Here is a 7,127-nt window from a genome sequence, read left to right on the forward strand (position 1 = left end):
GAGCTGACGGTCGCCGATGTCGCCGAGGCGATGACCTGGGAGAACATCATCGGGCTCGGCGAAGTAATGAATTTCCCGGGCGTCGCCGCCAACGACCCTGTCATGTCGGGCGAGATCGCCGCCACGGTGAAGGCCGGCAAGACGGTCGGCGGGCACTATGCCTCGCGTGACCTCGGCCTGCCGTTCCACGGCTATGTCGCCGGCGGTCCGGAGGACGATCATGAAGGCACACGAGCCGAAGATGCGATCGCGCGGGTGCGCCAGGGTATGAAGGCGATGTTGAGACTGGGCTCGGCCTGGTATGACGTCGCTTCGCAGATCAAGGCGGTGACGGAGAGCGGGCTCGACCCGCGCAACTTCATGCTGTGCACCGACGACAGCCATTCCGGCACGCTGGTCCATGAAGGCTATATGGACCGGGTGGTCCGCCACGCCATCGGCCAGGGTTTGAAGCCGGTGAGGGCGATCCAGATGGCGACGCTCAATACCGCGCAGCATTTCAGACTGGAGCGCGAGATCGGCTCGATCGCGCCGGGGCGGCTTGCCGACCTGCTGATTGTCTCCGATCTGGCGGCAATGACCATCGACGAGGTCTATGCTCGCGGCGTCAGGCTGGCCAAGGGCGGCAAGCTCGACATCGACATCCCGGCCTACGACTATCCGAAGACAGCGAAGAACACGGTCAAGCTCGGCAGGAAGCTCAAGGCCGGCGATTTCGACGTGGCGGCGCCGAAGGGCGCCAACGAGGTGCGCGTGCGCGTCATCGGCGTGATCGAGAACCAGGCGCCGACGCGCGCGCTGGAGGCCGACCTGCCGGTCGAGGACGGGCTGGTCGGCATGGACCGTCGCAACGATGTGTGCCAGATCGCGCTGGTTGAGCGCCACCGCGGCACCGGCGGTGTCACCAATGCCTTCGTCTCCGGTTTCGGCTACATGGAGGACTGCGCGATGGCGTCGAGCGTGGCGCATGACGCCCACCACATCATCGCCGTCGGCACCAGCAAGCGGGATATGGCGCTGGCCGTCAACCGGCTGGGTCAGGTCGGCGGCGGCGTCGTGCTGTTCTCAAAGGGCAAGGAACTGGCGCTGGTTGAGATGCCGATCGCCGGGCTGATGTCGGACGAGCGTGCCGAGATCGTCGCGGCCAAGGCCGAGCAGTTAACGGAGGCGATGCGCAAGATGGGCTGTTCGCTGAACAATGCCTACATGCAGCACTCGCTGCTGGCGCTGGTGGTCATCCCCGAACTAAGGATTTCCGATGTCGGCCTGATCGACGTGACGACGTTCCAGAAAGTCGACCTGTTTCTCTGATCGACCGACGCGCTTTGCCTATCCGCCAGTGGCGATGGTCAGCACCTTGAACGGCGTGGTGATGACCACTTCGGCGACCGATCCCACGGCCTTTCCAATGCCTTGGCCGATATTGTCAAACTCGGCCGAGTTGGGTTCGTTCGATCGCAGGGCAGCTGGTGTACGCAGTCGGTCGCCGAGCAGTTGCACCAGCATCGGATTGTCCGCGAACTTGGCATGGTTCAAACGGTCGCCGCCCTTGGTGTTGGTCAGATCCGCCACGACCACGCCATAGCTGGCAAGGTCGGCGGCATTGCCGTAGTCGCCGACGCGCGGCTTGTCGCCGGAAATCAGGGAAGACAGCTTCAGCGCGCGGTCGTCTCCCGAAAGCAGGATGGCGAAGGGCTTGTCGGGCTTGCCGTAGCGGATCATCTGCTTCTTGAAGACGTCGACGTCGATGTCCGGCGAGGCCAGGATGACATAGCCGATCTTGCCGCCGAGATCGCGGTCGCCGGTGATGGCGAGCTGGCGCAGCGCCTCCATCGTCAGCCACGTTCCCATCGAATGGGCGATGATATCGATGCTCTTGACGTGGGTCTTGGCCAGCATCCGCAGCGTCGCCTCGAGGTCGTCGCGCGCGGCTGTGGAGCTGTCCTTGTCGTAGATATAGCCGGTCGTCTTGCCGCTCGACGCCCAGGAAAACAGCACCGGCGTGCCTGGATATTTCGTGTCGTGCGCGATCTGGGTCAGCCGGAAGACGCCATCGTCGAAGCCGTTGTTGAAGCCGTGCACGAAGACCAAAGCGCGGTCGCCGCTTATGGCGATGTTGGCGCCGACGGCCTTGGCGAATTGCTGCTGGTCCCCATAGTGAACGACCTCGGTGGCGGTGAACTGCTTGGCCGGGTTGCTGTCGGCCGAACCCTTGGCGCGTTCGATGGCGCCGACCTGGTGCACCTTGGGGACGGTGACGTCGACGCGGGCGTAGCTGGTGGTCAGCGAGCGGTCTCCGTCGAACACCTGCCTTGGGTCTTTCGTCGCCTGCTGGCGGGTGGTGGCGACGAAGATCTCGTGCGTCGCGGCAATGTCGGAACCCGGCACCGTAACCGTCGTCTTGTTGAGCAGGTCATGCGTATTCGGGCCGGCGCAGCCCGCAACGAGCAGTGCCAAGGCAGCGACGAGAATAGTGTTCGAACGCACGATCACGCGGCTCTCGCGAAGCACGACGTCGATCCCGCGACGTCAATTGATATTTCGATAAGGCCGCAGCACGGCCGGGTCCAGTTCAAAATTGACGGATGGTGGGCAATCCTGATCGGATACGGCCTACCCTTACTGTCCGAGTTGGCTGATGCGGTCGGTTACAGCCTGATCACTGGCGAAGCCGTCATCCTCGCGCAGCCGCTGGCCAATCATCTTAACCAGCACCGGATTGTCGGCGAACTTGGTGTGGTTGAAGCTGTCCGATCCCTTGGCACTGGAGAGGTCGACGACCGTCACGCCATAGGTGGCGAGGTCGGCCGCGTCCTTGTAGTCGCCGACGCGCGGGCGCGAGCCGGCGATCAGGCCGGAAAGCCGCAGCGCGCGGTCGTCGTCGGACAGGAGCAGGATGAAGGGCTTGTCCGGCTTGCCGTAGCGGCGCATCTGACTCTTGAAGACATCCACGTCGATGTCGGGAGAGGCCAACACCACGTCGCCCAGCTTGCCGCCGAGGTCGCGGTCGCCGGTGATGGCGAGCTGGCGCAGCGTTTCCATGGTCACCCAGGTTCCCATCGAATGAGCGACGATGTCGATGCGCCGCGCGCCGGTCTGGGCGAGCATGCGCAGCGTCACCTCAAGCTGGTCGCGTGCGGCGCTGGCGCTTTCCTTATCGTAGACATAGTCGGTGGTCTTGGCGCCCGAGGCCCAGGAGAACAGCACCGGCGTGCCCGGGTAGCCGGAATCGTGGACGATCTGCGTCAGGCGATAGACCGCGTCGTCGAAGCCGGTGTTGTAGCCGTGGACGAAGACCATGACACGGCCGCCGCGCGCTGCAATGTCGGCGTTGAGCGCGCTGGAGAATTTGGGCTGCGTGTCGTAGCCGACCAGCTCGGAGGCCATGAAATATTTGGTGGGATCGTCCGACTTGCCGCGCGAGCGTCGCTCGATCTGGCCCGTCTCGTGGACCGGCGGAACCGTGACGTTGACGCGGGCGTAGTTCAGCGTCGCCGAGCGCTCGCCGTCGAAGACCTTGTTCGGGTCGTCGGAACGCTTGCGCGTCGTGGCGATGAAGATCGAGTGGTTGCCGGCGATTTCTGTCACCGGCGTAGCCATAACGGCACTGCCGAGGATTTCCTCGGCTTTACGGCCGCCGCAGCCGGCCACCAGCAATGCAAGCGCAAGAATGCAAATCGTCTTCAAAGTCACGCCAAAATATCCAATCGGGCCCCCAAAGAGGCCGTCCACCCACCGCGATATCTCCCCGACAGCCGAAGTGCGGCGGAAGTAAGTCGTGTCCAGCCGAAAAGTGATCAGCGCCCGGCGACGGCCATTGCACTGTTGCGCGAAAGCCAGAACGGCGGCAGGAAGGCGGGAATGTTGGAGAAGGGCAGCACTTCCGGCTTCAGCCGGATGCCGAGCACATCGCCCATGAAGGCGCGGCGCGCCTCGATACGATTCCAGGCTTCCGAATAGCGCGCGGCGATCTCCTCGCGCAACGGTTCGTCGGCGAGCGCGATGCCGTCCTCGATGTTGGTGGTGAAATAATCGGTGCCGGTTGCGGGGATGATGTCGACCTGCAGCGCCATCCCCGATTTCAGTTGGATGCCGGAGCCTGAAAACACCGGCGAATGCATCCACTCGTCGATATGAATGAGATGGCCGGGATTGAGACCAACGCCGAAGAACGGGTCGCCGATGCGCTCGTGCACCGCTTTCCACAGCGCGCCGCCGGCGACACCGATGCCGATAGTCTCGTACCAGTCGACGGCGGCGGAAAAATAGGGCGCCACAAGCTTTCGATGTAATCGCTTATGCCCCGCGGCAGCTCGGCGGCGCTCTCGACCAGGAAGCCGGCGCGGGCGTTTAGCGAACCCTGGATGCCGTAGGCCATGGTGATCGGATCGCCGCGCTTGATGATGTCGAGGCGGGGGCTCGGCAGCCCCTAGGGGGGGCGCCCGCCGGCGGACAGCATCAGGGGGCAGCATTGCGGCAGGCCGTTGATGCCCATCAGCCGCGCCGCCTGCAGCTCGGTCATGTCGGGTTCGATGCCCTGGAGCACGTTGCGCAGGCCTTGCGAGGAGAAGGTCGCGGCGAATTCGAAGGACGCAAGCTGATCGGCCTCGTTGATCGCGCGCAGGCCGTCGGCAGGGTTCATCAAGAGATCGGCCGCATTCCGGACCGCGCCGTTGTTGCCGGCGAGCGCGCGCAGCGTGTCGGCGATGAAGGAGGGTAGGTCGAGCGTCGCCTCGCCAAAGCCGGCATCGCCAGCGCCGAACGACTTCCAGCCTATGGCCGATCCGGTGGCCCGACCTCAGCCCGCAAGCGGCCAGGATGTCCGGCAGCGCGTCGGAACGGTCGCGCGGCTGCGCCGGCAGCGAAAAGGTCTGGTAGAGGACGCGCTCATAGGGGCCGCCGCAGAGTTCGGCATAGCCCCAGCCCTCATTGCCGACCAGCAGTTTTGCTTCCCTGCCGGGAACGATGACCAGCAGCGTCTCCTCGAAGCGGGGGTCGTAGCCGCAGAGATAGGCGACGTTGGCGGCATGCTCGCGGTCGCCGTAGATGACGAAGCCATCGAAGCCGGCCTTCAAGCCGCGCGCAACCAGCGCTTCGATGCGCGCCTCGTAAGTGGCGCGTGGAATGAGCGGCATCACCGTCGGCTCGCCGAATTCCGGCAGCGACATGGTTTTCAGGGCAACCGACGCGACAGGCATGAACAAACGCCTCCAAGTGCTTGCAAATACCGGGAATGCCGGTAGCGGGGCTCATGGCCGGCGGACAATGGCCTTGCGGGACCGGATGTGCAATAGGCTTACATCAACCCGCCCAGTGCGCTTCGGGACAATTTGCCATGAACAGTTTTTCTTCTCGCGTTGCCACCGCCGCCGCCGCTATTCGCCAGATCTTCCCGGAAACGCCGCTGCAGGAAAACGACTATCTGTCGAAGAAAACCGGGGCGCGGGTGCTTCTCAAGCGCGAGGACCTGACGCCGGTACGCTCCTACAAGATCCGTGGCGCCTTCAATTTCTTCCGCAAGGCGCTGGCCGCCGGCAACAACGCCGAGCTGTTCGTCTGCGCCTCCGCCGGCAATCACGCCCAGGGCTTTGCCTTCGTGTGCCGCCATTTTGGCAAAAAGGGCGTGGTCTTTATGCCGGTGACTACGCCTCAGCAGAAGATCGACAAGACGCGGCTGTTTGGCGGCGACTTCGTCGAGATCAGGCTGGTCGGCGACTTCTTCGACGATTGCTATCGCGCCGCGTTCGAATTCGCGGAAAGCGGCGGCGCGCATATGGTGCCGCCCTTCGACCACAAGGACATCATCGAAGGACAGGCGACCGTTGCCTATGAGATCGCGGACCAGATGCCGGGCGCGCGCATGCCCGATATCGTCATGCTGCCGGTCGGCGGCGGTGGTCTCGCCGCCGGTGTGACGCACTACTTCGCCGACCAGCATCGCGAGGCGCGTTTTGTCTTCTGTGAGCCGGCAGGCGCGCCGAGCCTCAGCGAGAGCCTGTCCTCAGGCAAACGGATCAAGCTCTCCAAGGTCGACAATTTTGTCGACGGCGCCGCTGTCGCGGAGATCGGCCGTGAGCCGTTGCGGCATCTGAGGGAATTTGCCGCCGATGCGGTGCGGCTGATCCCGGAGAACCGGCTCTGCGCGACCATGATCGAGATGCTCAACGTTGAAGGCGTGGTGCTGGAGCCGGCAGGCGCCCTGGCGATCGATGCGCTCAAGGATTTTTCCCGCAAGGAGATCAGGGGCAAGACCATCGTCGCGGTGGTTTCGGGCGGCAATTTCGATTTCGAGCGGCTGCCCGACGTCAAGGAGCGGGCGCTGCGCTTCGAAGGGCTGAAGAAATACTTCATCATCCGCTTTCCGCAGCGGCCGGGCGCGTTGCGCGATTTCCTCGAAATGCTGGGGCCGGACGACGACATCGCCCGCTTCGAATATCTGAAGAAATCGGCGCGCAATTTCGGTTCGGTGCTGATCGGCATCGAGACCAAGGACCGCCGCAATTTCGATCTGCTGAGAGCGAATTTCGACGCCGAAGGCGTGCAATACCAGGACATCACCGACAACGAGACGCTGGCCGGGTTTATCATATGAGCGGGAAAGGAGCGGTCTTCGTCGCGCTGTTTTCCGGCATCAATGTCGGCGGCAACCGCATTGTCAGGATGGCGGAGTTGCGGACCTTCTTCGAGGAACTCGGCTTTTCCGATGTGGTCAGCTATGTGCAGAGCGGCAACGTCGTGTTCCGGTCAGCAAAGGGCGACGCCGCCGGTTTGACGAAAAAGCTGGAGGCCGCCTTCGAGAAGCAATGGGGGTTCCATTCGCGCATCATGGTGCGCGATGCCGGCTGGTTCGTGCGGCTGGTGAAGGAAAATCCCTATCCGGAGGTCTCCGACGATCCGGCCAAGCTGCATGCCTATGTGCTGGAGCGCGGGCCGACGACCGAGGAGATCGCGCGGCTCGCCGAAAAATGCACCGGCCCGGAGCGCTTCGAGGTCAAGCGCGACGTGCTTTACCTGCATGCGCCGGAGGGGCTCGGAAAATCAGTGTTCGCCAATCTCATTCCACGCACCCTGAAAGTGCCGGGCACAGCCCGCAACTGGCGCTCGGTGCTGGCGCTGGTCGAGATGGC

8 protein-coding genes are annotated in these 7,127 nt (G+C 63.8%); 4 read left to right on the forward strand and 4 right to left on the reverse strand.

What is annotated here, in order from left to right:
• On the forward strand, positions 1-1,311 hold a 1,311-nt coding region (locus tag EOA33_RS18480; protein ID WP_145989192.1), incomplete at its 5' end, for an adenine deaminase C-terminal domain-containing protein.
• 18 nt (positions 1,312-1,329) lie between these two features.
• Here EOA33_RS18480 and EOA33_RS18485 read toward each other — a convergent pair.
• The 4 genes from EOA33_RS18485 to EOA33_RS40575 form a co-directional block, all read right to left on the reverse strand.
• Positions 1,330-2,487: an alpha/beta hydrolase gene (locus EOA33_RS18485; protein ID WP_189347741.1), complete on the reverse strand. Its 1,158-nt coding sequence runs from the start codon at positions 2,485-2,487 to the stop codon at positions 1,330-1,332.
• Between the two features lie 132 nt (positions 2,488-2,619).
• The gene (locus EOA33_RS18490) at positions 2,620-3,693 is read right to left on the reverse strand and encodes an alpha/beta hydrolase (RefSeq protein WP_126054337.1); all 1,074 of its coding nucleotides are present in this window, start codon (positions 3,691-3,693) and stop codon (positions 2,620-2,622) included.
• Positions 3,694-3,797: 104 nt separating this feature from the next.
• Entirely contained in the window at positions 3,798-4,277 is a 480-nt protein-coding gene (locus tag EOA33_RS40570; RefSeq protein WP_245482362.1) for a hypothetical protein, read from the reverse strand.
• A gap of 152 nt (positions 4,278-4,429) precedes the next feature.
• Positions 4,430-4,642, reverse strand: a complete 213-nt coding sequence (locus tag EOA33_RS40575; RefSeq protein ID WP_245482363.1) for a hypothetical protein — start codon at positions 4,640-4,642, stop codon at positions 4,430-4,432.
• A 31-nt stretch (positions 4,643-4,673) separates the two neighbouring features.
• Between EOA33_RS40575 and EOA33_RS40580 the strand changes: the two genes are divergently transcribed.
• The 3 genes from EOA33_RS40580 to EOA33_RS18505 all read left to right on the forward strand — a co-directional run.
• Positions 4,674-5,243 carry a hypothetical protein gene (locus EOA33_RS40580; RefSeq protein ID WP_245482364.1) on the forward strand — a complete coding sequence of 190 codons (570 nt, stop codon included), beginning with the start codon at positions 4,674-4,676 and terminating at the stop codon, positions 5,241-5,243.
• 92 nt (positions 5,244-5,335) lie between these two features.
• On the forward strand, positions 5,336-6,592 hold the full coding sequence (gene ilvA, locus EOA33_RS18500) for a threonine ammonia-lyase IlvA (protein WP_127406248.1): 1,257 nt from the start codon (positions 5,336-5,338) through the stop codon (positions 6,590-6,592).
• A partial coding sequence (locus EOA33_RS18505; RefSeq protein WP_145989193.1) for a DUF1697 domain-containing protein occupies positions 6,589-7,127 on the forward strand: 539 nt, incomplete at its 3' end. The genes ilvA and EOA33_RS18505, both read left to right, overlap by 4 nt.

This window comes from Mesorhizobium sp. M4A.F.Ca.ET.050.02.1.1, from assembly GCF_003997725.1.
Classification (GTDB): Bacteria; Pseudomonadota; Alphaproteobacteria; order Rhizobiales; family Rhizobiaceae; genus Mesorhizobium.

Coding starts and splice junctions, on each gene's coding strand:
- EOA33_RS40575 (WP_245482363.1), bottom strand. CDS start 4,642: ATGAACCCTGCCGACGGCCTGCGCGCGATCAACGAGGCCGATCAGCTT.
- ilvA (WP_127406248.1), top strand. CDS start 5,336: ATGAACAGTTTTTCTTCTCGCGTTGCCACCGCCGCCGCCGCTATTCGC.